At 75.0% G+C, this 23760-nt stretch carries 19 protein-coding genes; 11 read left to right on the top strand and 8 right to left on the bottom strand.

Features of this window, described 5'->3' with window-relative positions:
- The first annotated feature begins 105 nt into the window (after nucleotides 1–105).
- The 3 genes from ribF to WMF24_RS35715 are packed head-to-tail and all read left to right on the top strand — an operon-like array spanning nucleotide 106 to nucleotide 4916.
- Nucleotides 106–1107 carry a riboflavin biosynthesis protein RibF gene (ribF, locus tag WMF24_RS35725; protein WP_437731929.1) on the top strand — a complete coding sequence of 334 codons (1002 nt, stop codon included), beginning with the start codon at nucleotides 106–108 and terminating at the stop codon, nucleotides 1105–1107.
- Nucleotides 1108–1165: 58 nt separating this feature from the next.
- Nucleotides 1166–3859 (top strand): DUF4912 domain-containing protein, encoded by a 2694-nt coding sequence (locus WMF24_RS35720; protein ID WP_437731928.1) that lies wholly within the window; start codon nucleotides 1166–1168, stop codon nucleotides 3857–3859.
- A gap of 58 nt (nucleotides 3860–3917) precedes the next feature.
- Nucleotides 3918–4916: a hypothetical protein gene (locus WMF24_RS35715; RefSeq protein WP_437731927.1), complete on the top strand. Its 999-nt coding sequence runs from the start codon at nucleotides 3918–3920 to the stop codon at nucleotides 4914–4916.
- Nucleotides 4917–5086: 170 nt separating this feature from the next.
- On the opposite strand, the gene WMF24_RS35710 is transcribed toward WMF24_RS35715, so the two are convergent.
- The 3 genes from WMF24_RS35710 to WMF24_RS35700 form a co-directional block, all read right to left on the bottom strand.
- Nucleotides 5087–6037, bottom strand: a complete 951-nt coding sequence (locus tag WMF24_RS35710) for a hypothetical protein (protein WP_437731926.1) — start codon at nucleotides 6035–6037, stop codon at nucleotides 5087–5089.
- Nucleotides 6038–6047: 10 nt separating this feature from the next.
- Nucleotides 6048–7472, bottom strand: a complete 1425-nt coding sequence (locus tag WMF24_RS35705) for a protein-disulfide reductase DsbD family protein (protein WP_437731925.1) — start codon at nucleotides 7470–7472, stop codon at nucleotides 6048–6050.
- A gap of 80 nt (nucleotides 7473–7552) precedes the next feature.
- Nucleotides 7553–8461 carry a tetratricopeptide repeat protein gene (locus tag WMF24_RS35700; protein ID WP_437731924.1) on the bottom strand — a complete coding sequence of 303 codons (909 nt, stop codon included), beginning with the start codon at nucleotides 8459–8461 and terminating at the stop codon, nucleotides 7553–7555.
- 168 nt (nucleotides 8462–8629) lie between these two features.
- Here WMF24_RS35700 and WMF24_RS35695 point away from each other — a divergent pair, with 168 nt between their 5' ends.
- The 5 genes from WMF24_RS35695 (at nucleotide 8630) to WMF24_RS35675 (ending at nucleotide 14271) form a co-directional block, all read left to right on the top strand.
- Nucleotides 8630–9001: a hypothetical protein gene (locus WMF24_RS35695; RefSeq protein WP_437731923.1), complete on the top strand. Its 372-nt coding sequence runs from the start codon at nucleotides 8630–8632 to the stop codon at nucleotides 8999–9001.
- The gene (locus WMF24_RS35690) at nucleotides 8989–9333 is read left to right on the top strand and encodes a hypothetical protein (protein WP_437731922.1); all 345 of its coding nucleotides are present in this window, start codon (nucleotides 8989–8991) and stop codon (nucleotides 9331–9333) included. The genes WMF24_RS35695 and WMF24_RS35690 overlap by 13 nt, the downstream gene beginning before the upstream one ends.
- Nucleotides 9334–9615: 282 nt before the next feature.
- The gene (locus WMF24_RS35685; RefSeq protein ID WP_437731921.1) at nucleotides 9616–10677 is read left to right on the top strand and encodes a hypothetical protein; all 1062 of its coding nucleotides are present in this window, start codon (nucleotides 9616–9618) and stop codon (nucleotides 10675–10677) included.
- A gap of 133 nt (nucleotides 10678–10810) precedes the next feature.
- Nucleotides 10811–12469, top strand: a complete 1659-nt coding sequence (locus WMF24_RS35680; RefSeq protein ID WP_437731920.1) for a DUF2254 family protein — start codon at nucleotides 10811–10813, stop codon at nucleotides 12467–12469.
- A gap of 233 nt (nucleotides 12470–12702) precedes the next feature.
- Complete coding sequence (locus tag WMF24_RS35675; protein WP_437731919.1) at nucleotides 12703–14271, top strand: serine/threonine protein kinase; 1569 nt, start codon at nucleotides 12703–12705, stop codon at nucleotides 14269–14271.
- A 138-nt stretch (nucleotides 14272–14409) separates the two neighbouring features.
- Here the strand turns inward: WMF24_RS35675 and WMF24_RS35670 are convergent, their stop codons facing one another.
- The gene (locus tag WMF24_RS35670; RefSeq protein WP_437731918.1) at nucleotides 14410–15945 is read right to left on the bottom strand and encodes a helicase HerA domain-containing protein; all 1536 of its coding nucleotides are present in this window, start codon (nucleotides 15943–15945) and stop codon (nucleotides 14410–14412) included.
- Nucleotides 15946–16898: 953 nt separating this feature from the next.
- Here WMF24_RS35670 and WMF24_RS35665 point away from each other — a divergent pair.
- The 3 genes from WMF24_RS35665 to WMF24_RS35655 all read left to right on the top strand — a co-directional run bounded on the left by WMF24_RS35665 (nucleotide 16899) and on the right by WMF24_RS35655 (nucleotide 20056).
- Nucleotides 16899–17726: a hypothetical protein gene (locus WMF24_RS35665; protein WP_437731917.1), complete on the top strand. Its 828-nt coding sequence runs from the start codon at nucleotides 16899–16901 to the stop codon at nucleotides 17724–17726.
- A 459-nt stretch (nucleotides 17727–18185) separates the two neighbouring features.
- Nucleotides 18186–18968, top strand: a complete 783-nt coding sequence (locus WMF24_RS35660; RefSeq protein WP_437731916.1) for a M12 family metallopeptidase — start codon at nucleotides 18186–18188, stop codon at nucleotides 18966–18968.
- 215 nt (nucleotides 18969–19183) lie between these two features.
- A complete protein-coding gene (locus WMF24_RS35655) occupies nucleotides 19184–20056 on the top strand; it encodes a sulfurtransferase (protein ID WP_437731915.1) in 873 nt (290 codons plus the stop codon).
- Nucleotides 20057–20062: 6 nt separating this feature from the next.
- Here the strand turns inward: WMF24_RS35655 and WMF24_RS35650 are convergent, their stop codons facing one another.
- The 4 genes from WMF24_RS35650 to cobT are packed head-to-tail and all read right to left on the bottom strand — an operon-like array spanning nucleotide 20063 to nucleotide 23758.
- Nucleotides 20063–21190 (bottom strand): arginase family protein, encoded by a 1128-nt coding sequence (locus WMF24_RS35650; RefSeq protein WP_437731914.1) that lies wholly within the window; start codon nucleotides 21188–21190, stop codon nucleotides 20063–20065.
- A 22-nt stretch (nucleotides 21191–21212) separates the two neighbouring features.
- Complete coding sequence (locus WMF24_RS35645; protein ID WP_437731913.1) at nucleotides 21213–21884, bottom strand: histidine phosphatase family protein; 672 nt, start codon at nucleotides 21882–21884, stop codon at nucleotides 21213–21215.
- A gap of 15 nt (nucleotides 21885–21899) precedes the next feature.
- Nucleotides 21900–22667: an adenosylcobinamide-GDP ribazoletransferase gene (locus tag WMF24_RS35640; protein ID WP_437731912.1), complete on the bottom strand. Its 768-nt coding sequence runs from the start codon at nucleotides 22665–22667 to the stop codon at nucleotides 21900–21902.
- Nucleotides 22664–23758: a nicotinate-nucleotide--dimethylbenzimidazole phosphoribosyltransferase gene (cobT, locus tag WMF24_RS35635; protein ID WP_437731911.1), complete on the bottom strand. Its 1095-nt coding sequence runs from the start codon at nucleotides 23756–23758 to the stop codon at nucleotides 22664–22666. The genes WMF24_RS35640 and cobT overlap by 4 nt, the downstream gene beginning before the upstream one ends.
- Nucleotides 23759–23760 lie beyond the last annotated feature (2 nt).

Below are 23760 nucleotides of genomic sequence, written 5' to 3'. Positions count from 1 at the left end.
ACGGGCGTATCGTGTCCGCGGCCTCGTTTCTGGCTCGGTTCCCGTCCGCCTGCTGCCGCGTCCCACCGCGTTCCGTTCGGCGCCGCTTCGGGTTAGGTAGCGGCTGTGGAGCATCTCGCTGCCGCCGCGGGCGGGCAGGGTGGGCGCGCCGCGGCCGGGCCGCGGGGCAGCCTCGTCATCATCGGCAACTTCGACGGCGTTCACCGGGGGCACCAGGCGCTGCTCGCCGACGCGGCGCTCGACGCCGAGCGGCGGGGGCTCGACCCGGTGGCGCTCACGTTCGCGCCGCACCCGGCGAGCGTGCTCGGTCGCACGCCGCCGCCGACGCTCACGGTGCTGCCGCGCAAGATCGAGCTCATCCGGCGCGTGCAGCCGGCGATCCGGGTCGACGTCGTGACGTTCGACCGCGCGTTCGCGGCGCAGACGCCCGAGGAGTTCGTGCAGCGCGTGCTGCTCGACCGGCTCGCGGCGCGCGTCGTGCTCGTCGGCGCGAACTTCCGGTTCGGCCGCGGGCGTGCCGGGGACTTCACGACCCTCGGGCGCCTCGGGGAGGACCTGGGCTTCGAGACGCGGTCGCACCCGCTCGTCGGCGACGCCGAGGGGGCGTGGTCGAGCACCCGCGTGCGCGCGGCGATCGCGCGCGGGGACCTCGGCGCGGCCGAGCACATGCTGTCCCGCCCGCACATGCTGTCCGGCGTCGTCGCGCAGGGGGCCCGGCGGGGCCGGACGATCGGCTTTCCCACGTGCAACCTCGACGAGATCGACGAGGCGCTGCCGCCGTTCGGCGTCTACGCGACGCTGGTCGACCGGGTGACCCCGTCGGGCCGCGCGATCGCGCTCGCCCGCGGCGTGGCGAACCTCGGCGTGCGGCCGACGGTCGAGGCGTCGGGGCAGGCGCGGCCGAACCTCGAGGTGCACCTCTTCGACGTCGACGAGGATCTCTACGGCGCGACGCTGCGCGTGCACCTGATCGCCCGGCTGCGCGAGGAGCGGCGGTTCTCCGGGCTCGCGGAGCTCAAGGAGCAGATCGCGCGCGACGCCGAGGCCGCGCGCGCGCGGCTCGCGCCGCTCGTCGAGGATCCGGCGGCGGAGGGCGCGTTTCGCTGAGCGGCGCGCGGCGGCGGGCGACGGTGGGCGCGCGTCGGATGTGGTAGCGTCCACGCCGATGGAGCGCCGGGAGCTCGACGGGCTGACGCGGGAGGAGCTGATAGCGCGCGCCGAGGGGCTCGGGGTGCCGCGGCCGCGCGTGCTCACGAAGGCCGAGCTCGTGGACGAGATCCTGGCGCGCACGACGCAGAGCGAGCCGGAGCGGGCGCGCCTGCGCGGCTTCCTCGGGCGGGCGCGCGATCTGCTGTCGCGCGTGGTCGAGCGGGGGCTGCACATGCCGGAGACGGCGCGCGCGCTGCGCGGCGAGCCCCCGCCGGAAGATCGGTGGTCGCCGCCGCCGCCGCCGCCGCCGCTGCCCACGACGACGCTCGCCGAGATCTACGCCTCGCAGGGGCACACGGACCGCGCCATCGCGGTGCTCGACGAGATCCTGGCGCGCGCGCCGCAGCACGAGGAGGCGCGGCAGCTCCGCGCGAGGCTGATCGAGAAGGCGCAGCGCGCGCAGGAGGAGGGCGCGGGCGCCGAGGGGGGGAAGGCCACGGAGGACGCGGACGCGGAGGATGCGGACGCGGAGGACGCGGACGCGGAGGACGCGGACGCGGAGGATGCGGGCGCGGAGGACGCGGACGCGGAGGATGCGGACGCGGAGACCGCAGACTCGGGTGCTGGCGCAGAGGTCGCGAAGGATGCCGTCGCGGAAGCCGCAGAAGCAGAGGTGGCAAAGGACGCCGTCGCGGAAGCCGCGGACGTGGAGGTCGCGAAGGATGCCGTCGCGGAAGCCGCGGACGCGGAGGTCGCGAAGGATGCCGTCGCGGAAGCCGCGGACGCGGAGGTCGCGAAGGATGCCGTCGCGGAAGCCGCAGAAGCAGAGGTGGCAAAGGACGCCGTCGCGGAAGCCGCAGAAGCAGGGGTGGCAAAGGACGCCGTCGCGGAAGCCGCAGAAGCAGAGGTGGCAAAGGACGCCGTCGCGGAAGCCGCAGAAGCAGAGGTGGCAAAGGACGCCGTCGCGGAGGCCACAGCCCCGGAGGTAGCGAGGGACGCCGTCGCGGAAGCCGCAGAAGCAGAGGTGGCGAAAGACGCCGTCGCGGAGAGCGCGGACGCCGAGGCCGCGACGGGCGCTGCTCCGGAGACCGCCGGCGTGGAGAGCGCGGAGGCCCCTCGCTCGGGGACGTTGATCGGGGCCCCGACCACGGACGAGCCGACCGGGCAGCCCGAGGCCGTCTCCGAAGCCCCTGACGCCGCGCCGGTGCCGTCGCCGCCGGACCTGCCGCCCGCGGAGGCTCCTGCGCAGGCGCCGCCCGTCGCGGAGGACGCCGGCGCGGGCGCGGCGCTGGCCCTCGCGGCGGTCGTGCAGGACGAGCGGGCGGAGATGCCGGCACGGTACGACGTCGACGAGATCGTCGGCCTCGCTGTCGATCCGGAGACGCTGTACCTCTACTGGGAAGTGCGCCCCAGGACGCTCGCGCGAGCGCGCGCGCGTCGCCCGGAGGGGCAGCTCGTGATCCGCGTCGTCGCGGTGCTGCCGAGCTGGGAGAGGCCCGTTGTCGAGCAGCGCGATCTCGCGATCGACGCGCTCTTCGGGGACATGTTCGTGCGCGACGTGCCGGCCGGCGCGCACCTGCGGATGTGCACGGGATGGCTCGCCGGCGACGTGTTCGAGCCCTTCGCGGTGGGCCTCGAGGTCGCCGCGCCGCGCGCGCTGCCGGTCGCGCCGAGCCCGCCCCCGGCAGAGCCTGTCGGCCCGGAGCCCGAGGCGCTGCACGACGACATTCCCCCCTCGGGCAGCCTCACGGCGACCGACCCGGCGCCACCTGCCGAGGGGTCCGCTGGAGAGGCGTCCTCCCCGGCATCCGGCGCGCTCGGAGCTTCTCCAGCGTCCGTGGACTCCTGGAGCGTCAGCGGTGAGGGCGGGGCGCCTGCCGGCGCGGGGGCGGCGGCGAACGCGGCGTCCGCGAGCGCGCCTGCGCCGGCTGCGAGCGCCCCCGCCGCGCGCGGCGGCGACGCGGCTGCGCAGGTGGTTGCTCCCGTCGCGAGCGGCGATGGCGCCACGGAGGCCGCCGCGCCGGCGCCGGGCAGCGACACAGCGCCCGAGGCCGCCGCGCCCGACGCGCGTCGCGGCGTCCCTGCGGAGGCGACCGCGCCGCCCGCGGGCACCGGCGCGCCCGCGGAGGCAGCCGCGTTCGTTGCGGGCGACGCGCCCACCGCGGCCGCCGCCTCGGCCCCGCGCCACAGCCCCGCGCGCGAGGCGGCCACCTCGGCGCAGAGCGCGCCGAGCGCCGGGGAGGCCGAGACGGCGCGCCTGCCCGCGAGCAAGGAGCCGCCCCGCTTCCCCTCCGGAACGGCGCCGACCCCGGAGGCGATCGCGCAGGCGGTCGCGGCGACCCGCGGTGCGTCGAGCGAGGGGCCACCCCGCTTCCCCTCCGGGACGGTGCCGACCCCGGAGGCGATCGCGCAGGCGGTCGCGGCGACCCGCGGCGGGGCCAGCGAGCTCGGTCGGAAGGGAGGCGGGGGCGCCGCGCTCGGGCGCGGCGGTGCGCCCCACGCCAGCGAGGCGCTCCGGCGCCCCGGCGCCGCGGGGGACCGGTCCCTGGGCGGCGGCAGCGAGCTGCGCGCGAGCGCGGCGTCGGCGGGCCCCCCCGGCGGCGGCAGCGAGCTGCGCGCGAGCGCCGCGTGGGCGCGCCCCCCGGGCGGCGGAACCGAGCTCTGGCGGAGCTTCGCCACCCGCGGACGGCCGCCTTCACGGTCCCGCTGAGCGCACGGAGCTGCCCGCCGCACGCAACTGGCGGCACACGGCGGTCGAACCTGCTCGCGTGCGAACGAACCACCGATCCATCCTCCGCTCCGTCCTCCTCCTCCTCGGCGCGCTCGCGTGCGCGCTGCCCGCGCCGCAGGCGCGCGCGGACCTCCCCTCCGACGACGAGCCCACGGCGCTCGACCCGCGCGTGGATCGGCTCGACGCCGCGCCCCACGAGCTCTGGGCCTCGACGCCGGGCCGCGCGCAGCCGCTCTGGTTCGCGGTCCAGCTCGGGGTCGCTCGGCGCGAGCGCGGCGAGCGCTCCCTCAGCGGCATGCTGCTCGCGAGCATCCCGCTGGAGCGGACGGATCGGACGTCCGATCGCCCGCGCGCGCCCCCGCCTACCCCCTCGGCCGTCGCGGAACCGGAGGCGCCCCGGCTGAAGCCTGCGCCGCCGGCGCCGGGCGCGCCCCGCGCGGCGCCGGCGCCCGAGCTCCCGGAGGCTCCTCCTGCGCCGCCTCCGGCGCAGCCCGCCCAGGCCGAGCCGCCGCTCCCGCTGCCGGTGCGGGTCACGCCGGCGACGGCGCGCGAGGCCGTCGAGGCGGCGCTGCGGCAGGCGCGCCTCGTCGACCCGGGGGCGCGCATCGACGCGCTCGCCGCGCGCGCCCGGACGTCGTCGCTGCTCCCGGAGCTCCGGCTCCGCGTCTCGCGCCTCGTCGACGAGGCGGAGAACCTGGCGCCCACCGAGTACGACCCCGCGCGCAGGACGGCCTCCGGCGGCACGAGCCTCTGGCTCGAGGCGCGCGCGACCTGGCGGCTCGACCGCGTTGTCTTCGTCGACGAGGAGATCGCCCTGGAGCGCCTCCGCCGCGAGCGCGCCGAGCTGCAAGCGAAGCTCACGGCGCGCGTGCTCGACCTGCTCTTCGCGTGGCAGCGCGCCGTCGCGCTCGCGGCCGACCCGGGCCGCAGCCCCGAGGAGCACCGCGCCGCGACGCTCGAGGCGCTCGAAGCCGAGGCGTCGCTCGATCTGCTCACCGGCGGCTGGATGACGCGCTGGCGCGCCGCGCGCGAGTGATCCCGGCCCGCGCGCCCTCGCGCGCCGGCTGGCTCCGCGCGCCGGCTGGCTCCGCGCGCCGGCTGGCTCCGCGCGCCGGCTGGCTCCGCGCGCCGGCTGGCTCCGTGCGCCGGTCGCGCCGGTCGCGCCGGTCGCGCTGGTCGCGCCGCGCTCGGTGTGCCCGCCGGCGGCTACAGGATGGTCTGCGAGAGCGTCACCCTGCGCTTGCCGGTCCCGGTGTCCCCGTCGGCATCGGTGACGGTCACCTCGACGTCCACGACCTTGCCGAGCAGCTCCTCGATCGTCCGCTCCCCGTCCAGCCGGAACCGCAGCCCCGAGAGCTTGCAGAAGCCGCCCTCGTCCTGGTCCAGGGTGAAGATCACCCGGAGCGGCGCGATCGTGTAGTCGAGCTCGGGCACGACGCCGCTCACCACCGTCAGCGAGCCGGACCGGCGGAGGTTCTTGATCCGGACGGCGATGAAGATGTGGTAGCCGCCCTGCGGCCCCGCCTCCACCTGGACCTCGTCGAGCTCCTCGAGCGGGAAGTAGTCGGCCTGCCCCTCGCCGACGACGACCACCGGCGCCCCCGCGGCGCCGTCCGGCTCGCAGAGATCCCGCTCCGCGTCCGCGGCGCTCCACGACGCGCTGTACGGCTCGAGCCGCCGGGGATCCACGTGGGGCGCGCTGCAGCCGCCGGCGACGCAGGTCTGCGGCGCCGGGCACGTGGCGTCACCCGGCGCGACGACGCACTCCCGCTCGAGGCGGAGCGCAAGGAGCAGCGTGCGGCCGCCGACCACCTGGGTCGTCGCGGTCCGGACGAGCACCGGCCGGTCCGGATCCTCGGCCCCGAACGCCTCGAGCGAGATCTCCACCGCCGTCTCGTCGTCCATGTCCTCGAAGGCGAACTCCCGGGGGAAGAAGAGCTGCCCGCTCGGGTGCGTCAGCACGTCGTCGCTCAGCAGCTCGCCGCCCGCGCGCAGGACGACGCGCATCCGGTCGATGTCGAGCCCGGGGCTCAGCTCGCTCGTCACCCCGACGACCACGGTCCCCGTCGGCGGCGAGGGCTCGGCGCTGCAGCCGGCGACGACCATCAGCAAGCAGAGAAGGCAGCGCGCGAGGGCGGCGAGCAGGCTGGGGCGCATGGTGGACGCGCTACTGGATGCCCTCGAGCGCGGCCAGGAACACGTCCGGGCCGACGAAGTCGTTGAAGCGCTTCCGCTCGGCTCCCGTGGAATCATAGATCACCACCGTGGGCAGGCCGACGACCTTGTACTTGCCCATCACCGCGCCGACCTGCGGGTCCTCGTCGTCCGTCGCGTCGACCTTCACCGCGACGAAGTGCGCCGCCTTGGCCATGACGCGGGGATCCGAGAAGGTGTCCTTATCGAGCTGCTTGCAGGCGCCGCACCAGTCCGCGGTGAAGTCCACGAGCAGCGGCCGCTTCTCCGCCTTCGCCTTCGCGGCGGCCACCGCCTCCTCGTGGAGCCACGTGAGCTGCCGCGGCGCGGCCTCGCCGGCCACCGCCGCCGGCACCGGCGAGGCGAGCCGCGGCAGGTCCAGGCTCGCGACGAGCAGGAAGCCGCAGGCCACCGTGAGCGCGATCCCGAGCCCCTTGCGGACCTTCACCCCGAGGCCGCCGTCGTCCCACGACAGGTGCACCGCGCCGAGCGCCAGGCCGACGACGACGAGGCCGGCCATCGCCGCCATGAACTGCGGCGTGGGCCGCGCGAGCGCCGACAGCGCAGGGAACGTCGTCTTCAGGAAATAGAGCGCGACGATCAGCATCACGATCCCGAAGAACGACTTCACCCCGAGCATCCACTTGCCGCCCTTCGGCAGGGCGACGGCGAACGTGCCGACGAGCCAGAACGGCAGGCCGAGCCCGATCGAGAAGGTCGCGCCGACGAGCGCGCCGAGGCCGATGTTCTGGGTCTTGCCGATCCAGAGGATGATGCCGGTGAGGACGGGCCCGGTGCACGGCGCGGCGACGAGGCCGCTCACGAGCCCGAGCAGGAACGCCCCGCCGTAGCCGATGCCGCCGACCTGCGAGAGCCGCTGCATGAGCGCGTCGGGCAGCGTCATGTCGAACGCGCCGAACATGGACAGCGACAGCGCGATGAACACCATCGCGATGCCGACGATGACCCACCGGTTCGCGAGCACGCTGCCGAACAGGCTCCCGGTGAGCGCGGCGACCACGAGCATCGCCGTGAAGAGCACGACGATCCCGAGCACGAAGCTCGTCGAGAGCAGCATCGCCTCGCGCCGGGACTTCGCCTCCCGCGCCCCGAAGATGCTCACCGTGATGGCGATCATCGGGTACACGCACGGCGTGAGGCACGTGAGCAGGCCGCCCGCGAGCGCCGCGAGCCCCGCGAAGAGCGGGCCGGCCTGGAGACCGCGGGTGAACAGATCCGGCTCGTCGGCGGCCAGCGCGAGCCCCGGAGACGCGAGCACCGCGAGCGCGGCGAGCGCGGCGAGCGCGAGGTCCCGCGCGCTGCGTACGCGGCGCGCGCCGCGCTGATGACCCGCCGGCGCGGCGCCGGCGCTTCCCTGGAGACGAGTCGAAGCGGTCATGACGGAGGTTCTATAGCAAAGCGATCGCCGTCGTGCGGCGCGCCCCTGTCCGTTCCGTTCGGCTTCTATTCGGACAGCCGTCAGCGCTTCGCCATCGTCGCCAGCGTCTGACGCGCCGCCTCGATCTCCCCGCCGAGCGCGATCGCGACAGCCGCCCTGCCGGAGGTGCTCCGCTGTACGAAGGCTTCCAGGTATTTCTTTGCCTCGTCCCAGCGACGGTCAAAGTAGGCCATCTGCCCGAGCACGAACCGGCCGTACCCCTGGCCCGCCGGCACCTCGGAGAGCCTGTCGATCAGCGCGCCGAGCCCCTCCACCGGCCTGCCGCTCTCGCACTGCACGACGGCGAGGTGCCCCTGGTAGAGCGGCTTGTCCCGCGTGCCCCAGCGCGCCGCCCGCGTGAGCGCGCCGATCGCCTCGTCGTACCGGCGCGCCAGGTGGTACACGCTGCCCAGCGTCCACCAGTGGAACGCCCTGCGGCTCGCCGGCCCCGTGCGCGCCGCCAGCCGCAGGTGGCCCACCGCCCCCTCGATGTCGCCGAGCGCCTGCCTCGCCCGCGCCGCGTCCTGGTGGGCGACGTCGCTCAGCACGCCGAGCGCCACGATCTGCTCCGCCACCTCGGCCGCCCGCTCGAAGCGGCGCGTCTCGAAGTACGCCAGGTAGAGCTGCCGCAGCAGCATCGCCTGCGTCGTCCGGTCGAGCGGCCCCCGGAGCGACAGGCCCCGCCGGGCCCACAGCGCGCGCGAGCGCGGCGTCTCCGCGCCGAGCGCCCGCCGCAGCATCTCCTCCGGCGTCAGCGCCGCCGCCGGCGCCCGCCGCCGCGGGGCGCTGCTCGGCCGCTTCTTTCGTGGGGCGTCCTGCTGGCCCACCTCACCGCCGCCGGCCACGGCCGCCCCCGCCACCGGCTTCGTGCGCCGCGACGCACCGCCGGAGCCCCCACGGACGGTTCGAGCGCCGCCCACGCTGTCACCGTGCTCGCTCGCCTTGCGCACAGAAGGCAATCCTAACAGACCTGGACAGGCGTTCCAGCAAGACGCGAGCATTTCAGGCTTGACGCGGGGCCGACCCACCGCTCGCCGGACGCGGCTGCGCCCTGTCCCACCCTGGCAGCTACGTCCTGACAGTTGCGCCCCGACAGGCTCGGCGGCATCGTCGCGGCCATGCGTCGCCGCCCTGGCCCCAGTTCGCTTCAGCGGTGTTCCGTCTCCACGGTCTCCGGCAGCCCGGGGCGGGGCGCCGCCCTCGGGCTCGCCTCGTGCCTGGCCCTGCTCGGCGCGCTGCCGCTCGCGTCGGGGTGCGGGCACCCGGCGGGCCGCGAGGAGTGCGAGGCCATCTTCCAGCGGAGCGCGGAGATAGAGCTCCGCGCCCAGAACATCGTGGATCCCAAGGTGATCGAGGAGCGCATCGCGGCGGTGCGGGACGCCCGCAAGGACCTCATCGACCGGTGCGTGGGGCGGCGGATCACGGACGCCGCGATGGCGTGCGTCCGGCAGGCGACCACCCCGGATCAGGTCGATCGGTGCCTGGAGTGACGCGCCCGGCGACGCGCGCCGACGTGCTGGCGACGCTGGCGATCGTGCTGCTCGTTGTCTCGGTCGTCGCCGGGCGCGCTGTATTCCGCGCTCTGGCCCCGCGTCCATCCCCGGACGAGTGCGCCGCGCTCCTCGATCGCTACGTCGAGCTCGTCCTGCGCGCGGCCACGCCTGAGCCCGCCGCGGCCCAGATCGCCGAGCGCAAGGCGCTGGCGCGGGAGGCGGCCGGCGAGCGCGGGTTCGTCCGCTGCGAAGCCGACCTCACGCAGGCGGAGGTGACGTGCGCCCTCCAGGCGGGCAATGCGGACGACCTGGAGCGCTGTCTGCCCTGACGCGACGGGCCCGCGGCCGGCGGACGACCGGCTCCGACATGCGCCCCCGGCGTGAACCCCGCGCGGGACCGGCGCCGGCGGGCGGTCGGCCAGCGCGGACCTTCGCGAAGGATACGACGCGCGCTGCGAATCGTTCCGGGCGCGCCGCGCTGTGATAGTCTCGCCCCTGGCGAACGCGCCCCTCTGGCGCGCTCTCCTCACCTCCCCAACCTCGGATTGCCTGTCGTGAAAGCCCCGTCGCCCTTGCTCGGCTTCAACAACAACGTCCGGCACAAGGGGCGGTTGTTCCATATACAGACCGAGGACTCAGGCATTCGCCATCCTCACATCATCACGCACCTCTTCGCCGACGGCGGCCGCATCCTGAAGACGACGAAGACGTCGTACGCGGAGCACGTCGGCCAGGCCTCGCTGGCCGAGACGGTGCGCGGCATGATGAAGGAGCAGCACAAGGCGATGTTCATCGCCCTGCGCGACGGCCACTTCGACTACCTCTTCGACGACACGGCCGCGCCGCCCACGTCGGCCGCCGCCGCCCCCGCGCCGCCGCCTGCTGCCGAGGCGAGCAAGCCCGCGCGGCCGCCGGCGCCGTCGTCGCCCGAGGGGGCCGGCGCGCTGAAGGCGCCGCCGCCGTCCCGGCCCCTCACGCCCGAGCCGCCGCGCCCGAAGCCGGCCGCGGCGCCCGCCCCCGCGCCGACGCCGCCGCCGCGGCCCGCCGCCCCCGCGCCGCCGCCCGCCGCCAGGCCGGCCGCCGCGCCGCTCGGCGCCGCGCCGCCGCGCGCCCCGGCGGCCGAGCCGGCCCCCGCGGCCCCCGCGTCGGCCAGGTCGCGCCCGCGGCTCGAGCTCGATCCTGTCTCGCTGCAGGCGCTCGGCAACGTCGGCGGCGGGCGCGCGGGAAGCCCGCTCTCGGGCAGGGCGGTGCGCCCGGCGCCCCCGGAGCGGCCCGAGCAGCCGTCGATCGATCTCGATCTCGACGCGCTCGAGCGCGCCGCGGCCGAGGCGCAGACGCCGTTCTTTCAGCAGATCCAGGACCTCCCGCCGCCGCCCGCGTCCGTGATCGGGCGCCGGACGGAGTCCGCGTCCTCGGGCGCCGGGGTGTACAGCAACGTCCACCCGGAGCAGCCCGCGGCGCCGCCCGCGCCGACGGTCGCGGTGGAGCACTACACGGGCGGCCCGGGCTCCGGGCGCTACGCGGCCTCGCGCCCGGCCAGCATCTTCGCGACGAACCGGCCCGCGGAGGGCGCCTCGATCTTCGGTGAGGACCTGATCAGCGAGAAGTCGCTCGACGAGGTGATCCTCAGCTACCTCGCCGAGGATCTCGACAGCCCCCCGGAGAAGAAATAGCCAGGCTGCCGCCTGGCGGGGCGAGCGCGTGGGCAGGCGGGGCGATCCATCGCTGGTGGAGCAGGCGCGCGGGGAAGACGCGCGTGGTCCGTCGCGCTCTCAGCAGGGGCCCCGATGGAGCGGGGAGCTCCCCATGAGCGTCGACCGGACCGCGGCCGACGAGGACGGCCGGCGCCGCCGGGGCGCGGCCGTGGCCCGCATCTGGCTGCGGCCGATGACGTACCCGCTCGGCGTCAGCATGGCGACGCTGGCCGTCGTCTACCTGCTCGATCTCGCGCGGCCCGAGAACGCGGGGCTGCCGTTCTGGCAGGTGTTCGCGCACATGTCGGCGGACGACGCCGAGCACATCATGGGCGGCATCGGCGAGGTCATCGCCGCGATCCTCGGCATCGTGATCACGGTCGCCTCCATCATCGTGCAGCTCGCCGCGAACCGGTACACGCCGCGGATCACCGAGATGTTCTTCCGCGACCGGACGAACATGCTCGTGATGGGCTTCTTCGTCGTGAGCGCGGTGTTCTCGCTGTGGATCAACTTCTCGATCCGCGTCGCCGAGGAGGGCTCGCCCGAGCCCGCGTTCGTCCCGTACTACGGCGTCCTCGTCACCATGGGGCTGCTCACCGTGAGCCTGCTCATGATGGCGCCCTACTTCGGGTACGTGTTCGACTTCGTCGAGCCCGACAACGTCGTCGGGCGCATCAAGCGGAGCGGCGTCGAGCAGGCGCTGCGCCCGGCCGGCGGCGAGAGCGACGACGCGATCGACGAGCGGCGGGTGACGGCGCTCTCGTCGCTGGAGCAGCTCGCGGACGTGGCGCTCAACGCGATCGACCAGAAGGACAAGGGGATCGCGTCGAAGACGGTCGACTCGCTGTCGGAGCTCGTCGTCGCGTACCTGCCCCACAAGGGGACGCTCGACCCGCGCTGGTTCCAGATCCGCGACCGCCTCGCCAAGGACACCGACTTCGTGAGCATGAACGCCGAGGCGCTCGGCAAGCTCTCGACCACGCGGACCTGGCTCGAATACAAGGCGCTCCGCCAGTTCCTGATGGTCTATCGCGAGGCGCTCACCGCGATGCCCGACCTCATCACGCGCATCGCGATCGACACGCGCTACATCGGGCAGACGGCCATCGCGGCCGGCGACCGGGCGGCGGTCGCGGTCGTGGTGAAGTTCTTCAACACCTACATGCGCCGGGCGCTCAACGCGAAGGACATCGCCGCGGCCTACAACAACCTGAACCAGTACCGCTACCTGGCGGAGGAGCTGCTCAGGGCGGGCTGGGGGGATCAGGTCCTCGAGATCGCGCGCTACTTCAAGTACTACGCGCAGACGGCGCACGCGATGGGGCTCGCGTTCCTGACCGAGACGGTCGCGTTCGACCTGTGCGTGCTCAACGAGCGCGCGTACGACGTCCACGCGCCGGCCCGGGACGAGCTGCTCCGGATCTTCCTCGAGGTGGACAAGGAGGCGGAGCTCGACCAGCAGGAGCGCTCGCTCCGCGGCGTCCGCAAGGCGCAGGTCAAGCTCGCGACGTACTACCTGCAGCGGGGGGAGGAGGCGCTCGCGCGCAAGATCTACCGCGACATGCGCGACGAGCGGCCCGACCGGCTGCGCTCGATCCGGGCGGAGCTCCTGGCGGTGACGAGCAACGAGTTCTGGGAGATCAACGACCGGGGCGCCGTGTTCGAGTACATCGAGCCGGAGCGGCGCCAGCTCATCCACCGGTTCTTCGAGTGGTTCCCGTCGACGACCATGCGGGAGCCGATCCGCGAGGAGCACACGCAGGAGTGAGCGCGCCGTGAGCGACGCGCGCCCGAGGTGCGCGGGGGTGGGTGAAGGCGCGGGATGGTGAAGGCGCGGGGGTGGTGAAGGCGCGGGGCGAATCTGCGCCGGGCATGGACGCGGCGATTCCTGCGGCGCGCGGGCGGCGATAGGATCGGGCGATGCCTCCCCTCGACGCTCTCCGCCCGCTGCGGGAAGGCTAGCCTCGACGGACGTCGAGATCGCGCGCTGCAGACCACGAGATGGCCGCCTCACGACCCCGCCTCAAGAACGCCGAGCCCGATCCGCAGCGCGAGCTCTTCGCCGGCAAGTACCGGCTCATCCGGATGCTGGGCAAGGGCGCGATGGGGGAGGTGTGGCTCGCCGAGGAGGACGGCCCCAGCGACCCGAAGCGCCTCGTCGCGCTGAAGCGGCTCGTGCCGAGGTCCGATCTCGGCGCGTACGCGCGCGAGTCGTTCTTCGCCGAGGCGCAGGTGATCGCGCGGCTCGATCATCCGAACGTCGTCCGGCTCGTGGAGCTCGGGAGCTTCGAGGGCTCGGTGTACCTCGCGCTCGACTACATCGACGGCCCGGCGATCGATCGCGTGCTCAGGAAGGTGGGCGCGTTCTCGCCGCGCGCCGTGGCCTACATCGGCCGGGAGATGGCGCGGGCGCTCGAGGCCGTTCACACGCTCTGCGAGGAGGACGGGCGGCGCTACGCTGTCGTCCACCGCGACGTCTCGCCGTCCAACATCCTGATCGGGCGCGACGGCCGCGTGTGCCTGACCGACTTCGGGGTCGCGCGCGTCTCCGGCGTCGCGGGCGAGCAGGCCGACAGCGGCGAGTTCAAGGGCAAGCTCCCGTACATGCCCCCGGAGCAGGCGCGCGGCGAGCCGTTCGACGGGCGCGCGGACGTGTTCTCGCTGGGGATCACGCTGCTGGAGGCGCTGCTCGGCAGCCGGGTGCGCAAGGCCGAGACGCAGACGCAGCTCATCCTGCGGGTCGCGTCGACGCCCATCCCGCGCGCGCGGACGCTGCTGCCCGATCTGGGCGCGCCGCTCGCGGACGCGCTCGACGCGGCGACCGAGTTCTCGGTCGACCGGCGGATCGCGAGCGCCGGCGCGCTGGCGGAGGCGCTGGATCGGGTCCTCGCCGGGATGGGCCCGAACGCCGAGCAGGAGGCGCGGAGCGAGCTGAAGGAGCTCGTCGAGAGCTACCTCGCGCGGGCGCGCTCCACGAGCGGCTCGGGCTGCCACGTCGCGCCGTCGATCCCCCCTGCGAGCGGACCGGGACAGATCGCGCCGGGCCCCTCGCGCAGGGCGGCGCTGGCGGGCGGCGCGCCCGCCGACCGCCCGTCGGTCCGGCCGTCGTCGCCCGAGCCGCGGCGGAGCGCGCCTCCTTCGCGCAGGAGCGGCGCCCCGCGGCCGTCGGGCGCGGCCATGGGCTCGCTCTCGGTGCAGTACCTCGACTTCGACGGCCCGGACGACGCGCCGCCGCGCCCGCGCGCGGTCGCGACGCCGATCACGCCCGATGGCGAGCTGCTGCGGCGGCACGCGGCGGCCGAGGCCGAGCGCGAGGCGGGGCACAAGGCCGGCAAGCCGTCAGCCGCCGACGTGGCCGGCGCGTCCGGCGCGGCACCCGCGGCCGGCGTGCTGCCGGTGGCGCTCGCGGGCGGGGGGGCGGCGCCCGGTGAGGCGGCGCCCGGGGACGAGGCGTGCGAGGCGGGGCTCAGCCCCGAGCAGATGCGGCGCAAGCGGCGGATCTTCTACGCGGGGCTGCTCGTGCTGGGCACGGTCGCGACGATCCGGCTGCTGTTCGTGGCCGGCTGCTAGAACAACGAGCGAAAAATAAACCGCCAAGAACGCCAAGAACGCCAAGAAGAAGACAGGTCTTGGCGTCCTTGGAGTCCTTGGCGGTTCGACGTTCTGCTCGTTTCAGGCGGGTTCAACCCGTCTGTTGCTCCAGGCCCGTTAGCCGAGCTGGATCGCGCGGAGCACGGCCGCCTCGTTGAGCGCGTGACGGCCGCCCTGGATCGACGCGAACCCCGCGCGGACGAGCCCGGCGAGCGCGTGCACGGCGCGCCGGATCTCGACCTGGCTGCGCGAGCCGCCGCGCGCGGCGAGCTCCTCCGCGGTGAGCGCCGCGCCGCTCGCGAGCAGCTTCGCGGCGAGGGCGACGTGCGTCACCGACCGGGGCGATCGCCGCCGCGCGTGGCTCCTCGCGGCGCTCACCATCTGCTTGACGCCGCGCACCTCGAGCACCGCGCCCGCCGGCAGCGCGAGATCCCGCAGCGACGGGGACGCCGGCCGCGCGGCGACGACCCTCACCGCCGCGCCGGCCGGCGCGGGCGGGGGCGCGGGCGCCGCCGGGGTGCGGACCGGCGGCGCGGCGGGGGCGGGCGCGGCCGGCGGGCGCGCGGCGGGGGCGATCGCCGCCGGCGGGCGCGCGGCGTCGGGCTGGCCGACGCGCGTCACGAGCTCGTTCTGGATGACGACCTTCACCACGCCGGCCACCTGCAGCGCGACGCGCAGGCGCTCGGTCTCGGCCTCGGCGGCCCTGCGCGCCTCGTCGGCCTGCTCGAGCTGCTGGCGGAGGCGGCGGATCTCGGCCCGCAGCGCGGCGCTCGGATCGGGCGCCTTCGCGCCGGCGATCTCGTCCGCGAGCGCCTCGCGCAGCTCGTCGATCAGCGTGCTCAGCCTGGAGTCCTCGATGCGCGGCGGGCCGGCGGCACCGCCGGTCCAGCTCGGGGCGTCGCCGCCGTGGGCGGTGTGGCGGGCGCGCCAGCGCTCGAAGCGGCCGGCGGCGGGCAGGAAGAACTCGCCGGCCGGGAGCGCGCGGAACTCCTCGAACGTGTGCCCGTCGACGAGCGCCTTCACCGCGTCGTAGTCGCGCTCGATCTCGAAGCCGCCGATCGCCGGGAAGTTGAGCTGGCTCATGAGCTCCTTCGAGACGGCCTGCGTGCGCTGGCTGGCGACCGCGAGGAGGACGCCGCGCTTGCGGCCCTGCTTGGCGAAGCGGTGCAGGATGTCCGAGGTGAGCGACGCGCCGGACTGGGGCGCGAAGACGTGCACCTCCTCGACGACGAGGGCCGCTGGCGCGCGGCGCTCGGACAGGAGGACCCAGAGCCGCTCGAGGAACGGGAGGGCGGCCTCCTGCTGGGCGCGGTTCGTCGGCTGATCGGAGAGGTCGACGACGAGGCCGAGCCCCTCGTCGAGCACCCGCGCGAGCGCGAGCGCCGCCGCGCGCTCGCCGGACGGCAGCGGCAGATCCGCGTGGGCGCCGCCGAGGACGAGGAGGCGGAAGCGCTCCCGCAGCGTGTAGAGCTCGCCCTCGGGGTCGATGGCGATGACGGGGATGCCGGCCGCGAGCAGCTCCTCGCAGAGGACGCCCACGCCGAAGCTCTTGCCCCGGCCGGACGAGGCCCAGATGCCGACGCGCAGGCCGGTGCGCGCGTAGTCGGAGAGATCGAGTCGGTAGCCGTCGCAGAGGGAGAGGATGGGGCTCAAGGGGGTGCCTCCCGTGGGGGCTCGGGTCGGATCGCGGATGGATTGCGGGCGACGGTGGAATGTAGGCGGGCGCGGCGGCGTGTGCGAACGGAGCAGGGTCGCGTCGCGAGGGAGTTGCCCGGGCGGGGAGGGCACGAAGGCGGCGCGAAGGAGCGGGACGGGGAGCGGGCTCGCGGCCTGGGAGGCGTGGCGGGAGGGGGCGTGTCGCGGGTTGGCCGGATGGCGCGCTCCGGCGGGCCGGGCGGGGGGTGGAACCCCCCTGAGAGCAGGCCGAAGGCCAGGTCGGGCGGGGGTGGAACCCCCTGAGAGCAGGCAGGAGGCCAGGTCGGGCGGGGGTGGAACCCCCTGAGAGCAGGCCGAAGGCCAGGTCGGGCGGGGGTGGAATCCCTCTGAGAGCAGGCCGAAGGCCAGGTTGGGCGGGGGTGGAACCCCCTGAGAGCAGGCCGAAGGCCAGGTCGGGCGGGGGTGGAACCCCCCTGAGAGCAGGCCGAAGGCCAGGTCGGGCGGGGGTGGAACCCCCCTGGGAGCAGGCAGGAGGCCAGGTCGGACGGGGGTGGAATCCGGTGAGAGCAGGCAGGAGACCAGGTTGGGCGGAGGTGGAACCCCCTGAGAGCAGAAGCAGGAGGTCAGGTCGACCGAGGATGGAGCCCCGAGACCCGGTGCGAGGCCAGGTCAGGGCAGCCATCGTGTTGAAATGCCGCAGGAATGAACCAGAAAGAGAACCGCAAGGGGCGCAAGGGAGAGAGGGAGAGGAGCCTGTCTCCCTCTCTCTTCTCTTTCCCTGCGCCCCTCGCGCCCTTGCGGTTCTCCCTCTTCCTTGCGGCATCCACACGCTCCCAGCGCCGACCGAGGATGTCGACTCCGTGCTATCCGCCAACCATTCAACGTTTTCTCGTTGCCGGCCGTCGACTCCCTCCGTGTACATTCCCCCTTTCCCCCGAAGGGAGGATCCCATGGATGGTTCGCTCGAATCGATCTTCAACCTGTATGTCTTCACCACCGGCCGCCGCCTCTTCGCCCTCCGGCAGGTCCGCGCCCTCGCCGAGGAGCAGCGCTTCACGGAGCTCGTGAAGCACTGCGACGCCGCGGTCGAGCACGACCTGGCCACGCGCGCCATGGAGCGCCGCTGGGCCGGCGAGCCCGTGGCCACGGGCACGAACCCCGCCGCTCAGCGCATTGACGCGCTCGTCGACCGCACGCTCGGCGCCATCCGAGATCACGTCGTCGCGCAGACGCAGGGCGCCGCGCCCGACGATCCCATCCACAAGGAGGTGGCGGCGTTCCTGAAGCCGATCTTCCCGGTGAGCGTGCAGGCGATCACGTCGCTCCCTCATATCGATGAGCTCGCGGCGGTCGACGATATCGTCGCCCTGCTGAAGGGAGAGCTCGCGCCGGCCGCGAAGGAGCTCGGCCTCGGCCGCCTGGTCAGCCGCCTCGCGGACCTCGCGGTCCAGTACCGCGAGGCGCTCGAGGCGCCGCCGCCGTCGCTCATCGACTGGGGCCGGGTGCGCGCCGCGCGCGCCGAGGGCCAGGGCCTCTTGCTGGAGACGGTCGCCATCATCCTGGGCAAGCACCACGCGCGCACGCCCGAGGGGACCGCGGCCCGGCTCGCGCTGCTCGCGCCCATCCTCCAGCAGAACGCGGCGATCGGGCAGTACCTGCGCGCGCGGCGCGCCATCGCGGACGTGAACCCGGAGACGGGCGAGGACGAGCCCGCCGCGCCGGCCACGCCCGCCGCGCCGCAGGCGCCGAGCGCGCCTGAACAGCCGCCGATCGCGTGACGGGCAGGACCCACCTGGCCGATCCGCTTCGTCATCCCGTCGCTATCCGTCAGGCCGGCCCCCCACCATTCCCTCGCGAGCCATCGTGATCTGCGCTTCGCTACGTCCCTCGTCGGCGGAGAGCCGACCGTAGTACGCCGCCATCAGGGCCTGGGTCGCCGCACCGTCCACCTGCCGAGACGGGCTCCGTCAGCCTGAAGACCGGCGCGAGGCGAACAGACGTTTGCCCCTCTCCGGTCCAGCTTGACCTCAGGGCGCTGTTCTTTATTGATCCATCATCGGCTCTCCGCGCGCACGAGGGTGCGCCCGCCTCCGCGGAGGGAAAGGAACATGGCAGCGCCACAAGCGACGCCGTCCTGCTCCGCTCCCAGCTTGACCTGCGGGCCCTGCTCTTTATCGATCCATCACGGGCCGTGTGAACGCACGAGCGCGCGCCGGCCATGGAGGAGGGGAGCGAACATGGATCCGACAGGAGCCGCCGCCATCTGCTACGATCGGACGCTGCCGATCGAGCTGGAAGAGGAGGCAAGACGGGTCGCCGCGCAGGAAAACCCGGAGAACGACGTCGATCCCACCATCGACGTCAACGACCCGAACATCGAGCCAGAGAAGCGTATCGCGCTCATCGCGCGCAAGCGGTGGCGCCCCGGCAAGCTCCTGAAGATCCGCTTCCTCGACGGCTCCCCGACGATGCGGGTGAAGGTCGTCCAGTACGCCACCGAGTGGACGCGGCACGCCAACATCCGGTTCGAGTTCGGCGACTCGCCGTATGCGGAGATCCGGATCTCGTTCTACGCCGACCGGGGGTCGTGGTCGGCGCTCGGCACCGACGCCCTGGTGCAACGTACCTTCCCGATCAACCAGCCCACGATGAACTTCGGCTGGCTCCGCGACGATACAAGCGAGGAGGAGTGCTCCCGCGTCGTGCTCCACGAGTTCGGTCACGCCCTCGGCGCCATCCACGAGCACCAGAACCCGCGGGGCGGCATCGTGTGGGACGAGGAGGCCGTCTACAGGTACTTCTCCGGTCCTCCGAATTACTGGAACAGGGAGCAGATCCGCTACAACGTCCTCGAGAAATACTCGGAGGACATCCTGCTCGGCACCGAGTTCGATCCCGAATCGATCATGCTCTATAGCTTCCCCGCCTCGCTCACGCGCGGCGGCCCACGCTTCGTCAAGTCGAACACCAGGCTGTCGCAGAGGGACATCGACTTCATCAAGGTCGCCTATCCCAGGTGACCTCGCGTCGTCGCGCCGGCGCCGCGCGATCCTCGGCGCGCAACGGTCGCGGGCACGTCGCGAGGTGCGCCGCGCACGTTAGCGGGTGACGCACCATCAACCAACGTGCCTGCCGAAGGACCTCCTGTGCTCTGTGTGGCCGGCAGGTGTGGCTGCCCGGCGGGACGGGCGAGTACTCGACCCGCGCGACACCTGCCCACTGCTATCCTGCCCGCATGCCTGACCCGATCTCCGTGCCCGCCGGCCCGCTCGTCGACGTCCCCTGGTTCGCAGCACACGCGGGCGATCCCCGCGTCCGCATCGTCGACTGCCGCTGGTACCTCGGCGGCCGCCGCGGCGCCGACGAGTACGCCCGCGGCCACATCCCGGGCGCCGTGCACCTCGACGTCGACGCCGACCTCTCCGGTCCGGCGCAAGCAGGTCCAGGGCGCCACCCGCTGCCGGACGCGGCGGCGTTCGCGGGCGTGCTCGCGCGGGTCGGGGTCGGCCCGGAGACGCTGGTCGTCGGCTACGACGACGCGGGCGGCGCCATCGCGGCGCGGCTCTGGTGGCTGCTGCGCTACTTCGGCCACGGCGGCGGGCGGGTGCTCGACGGCGGCCTCGGGGCGTGGACCGCGGCGGGGCACCCGCTCTCGACCGAGGTGACCGCGATCGCGCCGGCGCCCGTCCTGGAGCTCGCGTCGGGCGGCGCGCCGGTCGTGGACAGGGCGGCGGTCGACCGGCTGCGCCGCGACCCCGCGGCGGTGATCCTCGATGCGCGCGCGCGGGAGCGCTACGAGGGGCAGAGCGAGCCCGTCGACGCGCGCCCGGGCCACATCCCCGGGGCGCGCTCGGCGCCGTTCGCCGAGAACCTCCGCGCGCCCGGCGGCGCCTTCCGCGAGCGCGCCGAGCTCGAGCGGCGTTACCGCGACCTCGGCGCGCTCGAGGCGACCGCCGTCGTCTGTTACTGCGGCTCCGGCGTCACCGCCTGCCACGATCTGCTGGCGCTGGCGGCGCTCGGTCGCGAGGACGCGATCCTCTACGAGGGGTCGTGGAGCGACTGGGCGCGGGATGCAGCGTTGCCCGCCGCGACCGGGCCCGAGCCCTGAGCGGCCTCAGCCGAGCGCGCGGCCGAGCGTGGCCTCGATCGTCTCGCGCAGGTAGCGCACCGCGAGCGCGAGCGTGCGCGCCGCGCTCTCCGGCGTCGGCTGGAGCGCCGGCGCGACCTCCATGATGTCGCCGCCGATCAGGCCGACCTCGCGGCCGAGGCGGCGGACCAGCGCGACGACGAAATCGGGCGAGAGGCCGTCAGGCTCCGGGGTCCCCGTCGCGTCGGCGTACGCGGCGTCCGTGCCGTCGATGTCGTTCGAGAAATACACGCCCTCCACGCCGGTGCCCTTCACGTGGGCGACGATGGCGTCGAGCGCCGCCTCGGGATCGGCGCGGCACTCGGCCGCCCAGAACTGCCGCACGCCGTAGCGGCTCTCCCAGTGCTCGCGCGGCTTCTGCGAGGCGCGGACCCCCACCTGCGTCAGCCGGCCGCCCCGGCCGACAAGCTCGTTCGCGTGGTACGACCAGGTGGCGAAGCAGTACGCGACGCCGAGCCGCTCCTCGAGGAGATCCGTGTGCGCGTCGGGCTGCACGATGCCCCACGGCCGCCGCTGCGCGCCCCGCACGCGGGCGAGCGCGCGCGCGACCGGCAGGGCCGTCGAGTGATCGCCGCCGAGCACGATGGGCGCGGCGCCCGGGTTGATCGAGAAGACGAGATCCAGCGCGCGCTCGGCGATCGAGAGCGGGGAGACCGGCAGCCGCGACGCCTCCGCCTCGGGCACGCCGGGGTAGAGGGCGCGGCGCGAGGCGGCCTTCTGGGCCTCCGAGAGCATGTCGTCGTGCAGGAGCTGCGGCACGACGAACACGTCGCCGATGTCGACGAGGCCGACGTCGCGCGCCCGCTCGGGGAAATCCGGGCAGGCGTCGAGGAGCGCGGTCCGGATCGCCTGCGGGCCCATGTTCGAGCCGCGGAGGAGCCCCGCGCCGACGTCGGAGGGGATGCCGAGCAGGATGGCGCGCGCGCCGGCGATCCGGTCGAGCGACGCGCGGAACCGGGCGGCGACCTCGTCCTGGGTCGTGGCGCCGTAGAGCCGCCGCTGGACCTCGAGCTGCTGCGCGCGGCCGGTCGAGACGAGGTAGAGGCCCCCAGCCGCCGGGCGCAGCAGGAGCGCGAGCTCTTCGTGCGGGGTCATGCTCGACGAGGGTACGCGCCCCTCAGGGGGCCGCCAGCGAAAGGGCGGGCCCGGGGAGCGGGAAGCGCTCGGGCGCGAGGTGCGGCGCGGGCGCGCTCATCGCCTCGATCCACGACGCGCCGCGGGCGACGACGCGCAGCGCCCGCAGCACCCCCGCGTGTGCCACGAGGACGTGCGGGCCCGCGCCGGACGAGATGGGGGCGACGGCCGCGCCGGACGAGACGGGGGCGACGGCCGCGCCGGACGCGCTGAACGTGCCGGACGTGGCGCCGAGCGCGCTCCAGAACGACCGCACCCGGGCCTCGACCTCGAGCGCCGACTCGCCCCCGGGCGGGCCGACGCGCTCCCAGCCGTCGAGCCACGCGGCGTACGCGATCGGGTCGTCGCGCTCGATGTCCGACCAGGCGCGCCCCTCCCAGGCGCCGTAGGCGATCTCGAGGAGGCGCTCGTCGACGGCGTGCCGCGCCCCGAGGCGCGCCGCGAGCTCGGCCGCAGGGGCGGCGCAGCGGGAGAGCGGCGACGACCAGACGGCGCGCGGGCGCAGGAGGCAGAGGTCGGCGAGCGCGCGCTCGATCGCCGCCGCGGTCGCCTCGGCGGAGAGCTCCGCCGCGACGTCGAGGCGGCCGTAGCAGACGCCGGAGAGCGGGACGGGGGCGTGGCGGAAGGCGATGAGGCCGCAGGGGCGGGGATCCACGCGCGCGCCCCCGGCTCAGCCGCCCCGCGCGACGGCGAGGGCGAGCAGCGCGGCGCAGTCGGCGATCTGCTGCGCGGCGCCGAGGAAATCGCCCGTGATCCCGCCCGCGCGCGCGCGGAAGCGCAGGCCGCAGATCGCCGCGGCGGCGGCGGCCGCGCCGAGCATGGCCGCCGCCTCGGCGGCCGAGATCGCGCCGGCGGCGTGCGCGGCGGCGAGCGCGAGCGCCGGCCAGAGCGAGCCGAGGAGCGCCTGCGGCAGCGCCGCCTGCGCGACCGGCCGGCTGCGCGAGCCGCCCTGGGTGACGTAGGGCAGCGCGACCATCAGCCAGATCGGCGGGGCGCGCGAGAGGCACTGCGTCAGCACGAGCGCCACGGGCGCCGCGGCGTCGAGCCGCGCGAGCAGCGCGATGCGCAGCACGAGGACCACGACGAGCGCCGCGGCGCCGAACGAGCCGATGCGGCTGTCCTTGAGGATCTCGAACATGCGCGCGCGATCGAAGGCGCCGCCGAGCGCGTCGGCCGTGTCCGCGAGGCCGTCCTCGTGGAAGGCCCCGGTGAGCAGCAGCCCCAGCGCGACGACGACGCAGGCGGCGACGAGCGCGCCGCCCCGGTCGACGAGCAGCCACGCCGCGGCCTGGGCGGCGCCGAGGGCGGCGCCGACGAAAGGGAACCAGGCCGAGGCCCAGCGCCAGTCCGCCTCGGCGTAGGGGAAGCCGCCGACCGGGACGCGCGTGAGGAAGGTCGTCGCGGCCCGGGCGCCGCGCAGGACCGGCGGCACCGTCATGAGGGCCCGGGCGGCGCGCGGTCGGGCACGCCCGCGCCCGCGAACGTCGCCATGCCGGCGTGCAGGGCGCAGGCGGCGTCGAGCAGCGGCAGCGCGGCCAGGGCGGCGCTCGCCTCGCCGAGGCGCATGCCGAGGTCGAGCAGCGGGCGCGCGCGGAGCGCCGCGAGGATGCTGGCGTGGCCCCGCTCGGCCGAGCGGTGGGCGAAGAGCATGCCCGCGCGCGCCCGGGGGTCGATCCGGACGAGCGCGAGCGCCGCCGCCGAGACGATGAAGCCGTCGACGAGCACCGCCATCCGGCGCTCGATGGCCCGCGCCGCGGCGCCGACGAGCGCGGCGATCTCCTTGCCGCCGACCGCCCGCACGACGCGGTGCGGGTCGGCGCCCTGGACGCGCCGGACCGCGTCGCGCACGACCTCGATCTTGCGCGACAGCGCCTCGCCCTCGACGCCCGTGCCGGCGCCGACGACGTCCTCGGGGGCGAGCCCGAGGAGCAGCGCCGTCATGGCGGCGGCGGCCGTGGTGTTGCCGATGCCCATCTCGCCGAGGAGGACGACGCGCGTGTCGCCGCCGAGCGCGTCGACCTCGGCCGCGCCGGCGCGGAGCGCGCGCTCGTAGACCGCCTCCGGGAGCGCGTCCTCGACCCGCAGGTCGAAGATCGGATCGTCGGCGACCGGATCGCGCCGCAGCCGCGCGCGCGGGGCGGCGACGTCGAGGACGTCGAGACCGACGCGGTCGGCCGGGTACGGGTGGGCGACGCCGACGTCGACGACCCGCAGCTCGACCCCGAGGTGGCGAGAGAGCACGCTGGCGGCCGCGCCGCCGCGCACGAAGTTCGCGACCATCGCCGCCGTGACCTCGGCCGGGTACGCAGAGACGCCGTGCCGGGCGACGGGGTGATCGGCGGCGAACAGCAGCGCCGCCGCCGGCCGGCTCGCGGGCGGACCGCCCTGGATGCCGGCGAGCGTGACGGCGAGCTCCTCGAGCGCCCCGAGGCTGCCGCGCGGCTTTGTCAGCGTGTCCTGCCGCGCGCGCGCCGCGTCCGCCGCGCGCGCGTCGAGCTCCGGGAACACCCAGGAAGGCGGAGAAGCCATGG

This window comes from Sorangium sp. So ce1335, assembly GCF_051521615.1.
In the GTDB taxonomy this organism is placed as follows: Bacteria; Myxococcota_A; Polyangia; order Polyangiales; family Polyangiaceae; genus Sorangium.
This window is presented reverse-complemented; position numbering and strand designations above follow the sequence as displayed.

Excerpts from the sequence above, each read along its gene's own strand:
- WMF24_RS35720 (WP_437731928.1), top strand. The coding sequence starts at position 1,166 with ATGGAGCGCCGGGAGCTCGACGGGCTGACGCGGGAGGAGCTGATAGCG.
- WMF24_RS35710 (WP_437731926.1), bottom strand. The coding sequence starts at position 6,037 with ATGCGCCCCAGCCTGCTCGCCGCCCTCGCGCGCTGCCTTCTCTGCTTG.
- WMF24_RS35705 (WP_437731925.1), bottom strand. The coding sequence starts at position 7,472 with ATGACCGCTTCGACTCGTCTCCAGGGAAGCGCCGGCGCCGCGCCGGCG.
- WMF24_RS35695 (WP_437731923.1), top strand. The coding sequence starts at position 8,630 with ATGCGTCGCCGCCCTGGCCCCAGTTCGCTTCAGCGGTGTTCCGTCTCC.
- WMF24_RS35680 (WP_437731920.1), top strand. The coding sequence starts at position 10,811 with ATGAGCGTCGACCGGACCGCGGCCGACGAGGACGGCCGGCGCCGCCGG.
- WMF24_RS35675 (WP_437731919.1), top strand. The coding sequence starts at position 12,703 with ATGGCCGCCTCACGACCCCGCCTCAAGAACGCCGAGCCCGATCCGCAG.
- WMF24_RS35665 (WP_437731917.1), top strand. The coding sequence starts at position 16,899 with ATGGATGGTTCGCTCGAATCGATCTTCAACCTGTATGTCTTCACCACC.
- WMF24_RS35660 (WP_437731916.1), top strand. The coding sequence starts at position 18,186 with ATGGATCCGACAGGAGCCGCCGCCATCTGCTACGATCGGACGCTGCCG.
- WMF24_RS35655 (WP_437731915.1), top strand. The coding sequence starts at position 19,184 with ATGCCTGACCCGATCTCCGTGCCCGCCGGCCCGCTCGTCGACGTCCCC.
- WMF24_RS35650 (WP_437731914.1), bottom strand. The coding sequence starts at position 21,190 with ATGACCCCGCACGAAGAGCTCGCGCTCCTGCTGCGCCCGGCGGCTGGG.
- WMF24_RS35640 (WP_437731912.1), bottom strand. The coding sequence starts at position 22,667 with ATGACGGTGCCGCCGGTCCTGCGCGGCGCCCGGGCCGCGACGACCTTC.
- cobT (WP_437731911.1), bottom strand. The coding sequence starts at position 23,758 with ATGGCTTCTCCGCCTTCCTGGGTGTTCCCGGAGCTCGACGCGCGCGCG.